The organism is Mesorhizobium waimense, assembly GCF_003601975.1.
GTDB lineage: Bacteria > Pseudomonadota > Alphaproteobacteria > Rhizobiales > Rhizobiaceae > Mesorhizobium > Mesorhizobium waimense.
In genome coordinates, this window is record NZ_QZWZ01000122.1 from 1 (window position 1) to 3,204 (window position 3,204).

Annotated in this window: 3 protein-coding genes; all 3 read right to left on the bottom strand. The window is 57.6% G+C overall.

Annotated elements, in window-relative coordinates; genetic code table 11:
- Positions 1–915 (bottom strand): M14 family metallopeptidase (locus D3227_RS39905; RefSeq protein ID WP_245452161.1); only part of this gene is annotated, 915 nt, incomplete at its 3' end.
- A 145-nt stretch (positions 916–1,060) separates the two neighbouring features.
- The gene (gene dapF, locus D3227_RS39910; protein ID WP_167481074.1) at positions 1,061–1,954 is read right to left on the bottom strand and encodes a diaminopimelate epimerase; all 894 of its coding nucleotides are present in this window, start codon (positions 1,952–1,954) and stop codon (positions 1,061–1,063) included.
- Positions 1,955–1,966: 12 nt separating this feature from the next.
- A complete protein-coding gene (gene lysA, locus D3227_RS39915; RefSeq protein WP_245452162.1) occupies positions 1,967–3,196 on the bottom strand; it encodes a diaminopimelate decarboxylase in 1,230 nt (409 codons plus the stop codon).
- Positions 3,197–3,204 lie beyond the last annotated feature (8 nt).

The following is a 3,204-nucleotide window of genomic DNA, read 5'->3' on the forward strand; positions in this document are numbered from 1 at the left end:
TTCCTCGACTGCGACCGCTCCTATCGTGGACCCTTTTGGTATGGTTGGATGCGTCATGCGCCAGAGCAGGAAACCTGTCTCCGGGGCGGCGACTTCTGCCAGCGTCTCGCCGAAGAGATCGCTAATCGTACCGAGGCGCTGGCCCTTGATGACCGGATCACCCGGCTCGGCGTCAGCGTGGAACTCGCCATCAACCGGGCAGTCAATCCAGAGATACTCATCACATGGAATTCGGGCGTTCAGGAACGGTGCGAGGGGCGCATCAATGATTCCGAGCGTCCGGGCGATGTTGAGCACCCCTTCGAGGTGGAAGGAGATTGAACCCTCATCCAGAAGTCCATTGGCGCCAGCTTCCGACATTATAGCAAGCCGATTGTGACGGGCAAAGGCCGTGGGGGCCCGACCCGGTTTTTCCATATGTATAACCGGTAGACCCATGACTATCTCGGCGTCGAAGCACATGGCCATCTGCCTTCCTAAAGCGTCGAGCTCGACATTGTGGGTGCGCTGGAAGATTGAGAATTTTGAGACGTTCTCTCGCAGGTCCCCGCCGTGCATGTCGACGTAGCAATCAGCACCTGCGCACCATTCGTTCATGATCGAATCGCACAGGGCTTCGGAGAAACTCCCTTCCCTATCGCCCGGGAAAGTGAAATTGATGTTTCGGCCATCAATAGGGCAGACGAGTTCGGTATATTTGTAGAACGCCGGCTGGTTTATCAATGGAATGATAGAGACCGAACCCTGGATCGTCTCCGGATCTATCATCCGTTGCAAGCGAACAGCGGCTTCGATGCTGGATACCTCATTGACGTGAATTCCCGCCGATACGCATAGCCGCGGACCAGGCCTTCTGCCGCGAATTTCACAAAGTGGCCAGCTGTAGTCCGCCAGACGAGAATTGTCGAAGCGCAAATGCCCTCGAAAAATGCCAGGTTTCCCGTAAGCACAGCTATCATTTGAAGGACTGATTTCCATCGTCTTAATCTACCGGTCTGATGATCGAGTTTCTTCTGGCCAGCTGCGCTGCAATTCCGATGCTGGCTCCGTGGCGGGTCGGTTACTGCTTCTTGCCCGCTTCGAGAAAACCATGACAGCAAAACGCAACCGGTCCCGTCATACGGACCCTGTCGCCTTCTAGAAGCTCAATCTCGAGCTTGCCGGCCGGAAGGTGAACGGCGATCTTCTTCGACGTGACGAGGCCTCGTTTAAGTGCTGCATAAGCGGAAACGCAGGCGCCGGTGCCACATGCCCTGGTTACTATACCTTGCCGTTCCCAGACCTCGAGCCGAAGGGTCTGTCCGTCGAGGATCTGAGCAGCGCCCACGTTGACTCCCTCTGGGAAGAGAGGATCATTGTGTACCGCTGGCGCATAGCGACCCATGTCGACGCTATCGAGTTGATCGACAAAGAAGACCGCATGCGGGTTGCCGATGAAGAGCGCGGCTCCATCGGAGAGCGGACCGCTTTCGACGGGCAGGTGGAGCGTATCAACCTCGCGCGACAGTGGAACCTTGCGCCAGTCCATGCTGATCGGTCCGAGTGTGACGCTGACCTCCAGTGGCCCTGCCCTGCGGCAGAGAACAATGCCCCCAGCCAACTCCATCACCACTTCGTCCTTGCCGGATTCTTCCAGCAGCAGATACGCCATGCAGCGCGTGGCATTGCCGCATGCCCCAACTTCCTTGCCGTCGATGTTGAAGATCCTCATAGCCGCGTAGGCGCCAGAGCGGAGCCCCTCATCCGAGGCTCGTTCAATTGTCAGCAGCTGCTCGCCGCCGACGCCGATATTGGTGCTGCAGATACGTACTATGTCGTCGGCATCCAGGGTTTTGTTACCGTCTCGCCGGTCGAGAATAACAAAATAGTTCTCCAGCCCATGCATCTTGATGAATGGCCACTGCAGAGGCAACTCGATCGGAGAAGGTAGCGAAAGAAGGTCTGTGTGCTTCATATCTCTTTCCATTCATGTCTGGAGATCTGTGGCAGAGAAGAGGGACGACCCTTGCCACTCCGTCTCCTCCTCGAGCGTCAGCAACGCTTCAGTGGTCAGCCTGCGCCGGATCACCCGGAACCGATCCCCGTCGACAAGAACTTCAGCTGCGAGATCACGCGCATTGTAGGTTGATGCCATCGAAGCGCCGTAGGCGCCGGCACATCCAAAAGCCAGGCGATCACCGGATCGAAGTGGGGCCAGACCTCCATAGGTGCCGAAGATGTCTGAACTCTCGCAAACCGGACCGGCAATCTGATAGGTGTGGGAGCCGTGCCGAACCTGCTGCACAGAAAAAACGGGATGAACGGCCCCATACATTGCGGGGCGCATCAGGTCATTCATACCGGCGTCGACAATGGCGGTAAGCCGGTCGGCGGTCTGCTTTATGTAAAGCACTTCTGTTACGAGAATCCCGGCCCGCCCCACCAACCAACGTCCTGGTTCGACCGTCAGCTCGCAATCGAGACCCCCAACCGTCTCTCGCACGATCGTCGCGTATTCGCCCAAGTCCGGCCCGCTGCCCAAATCGTAAGGGATGCCGATGCCGCCGCCAAGATCAAGGCGACGAACGGGCATGCCTCGCGATCGCAACCCTCTCACCAGTTCAGCAACACGAGCATACGCAGCACGATAAGGCGACAGATCCAGAATCTGCGAACCGATATGCACCGCAAGGCCGACCGGATCGAGCTCTGGCGCTGCGAAGGCTTTCGCATAAAGGGCCGGTATGTCTTCGAAGGGGATACCGAACTTGTCATGCTTCTTGCCGGTGCTGATTTTGGCATGAGTCCCGGCGTCCACATCTGGATTGACCCGAAGAGCAACTGCCGCACGTACGCCCAGTGCGCCCGCCACCTCAATGACAGCGTCGAGTTCGGCTTCAGATTCGATGTTGATCTGGTGGATACCCACCTCCAATGCGCTGGCGATCTCGGAACGCCTCTTGCCAACGCCTGAGAAAATGATCTTCGATGCGGGGGCACCGGCCGATACCGCGCGTTCCAGTTCGCCGCCCGACACAATATCCATGCCGCATCCTAACTCCGCCAACAGTGCAAGGACGGACAAGTTTCCGTTTGCCTTCACCGCGAAGCATACCGAGGCTCCAACAGGCTTGAGCGCGGTGCTCAGGGTTAGGTATGCCGTTCTTATCGCGTCAGAGGAGTAGCAATAAAATGGCGTCGGAACTGCCGTAGCGATTGTGTCGA

Coding starts and splice junctions, on each gene's coding strand:
- dapF (WP_167481074.1), bottom strand. CDS start 1,954: ATGAAGCACACAGACCTTCTTTCGCTACCTTCTCCGATCGAGTTGCCT.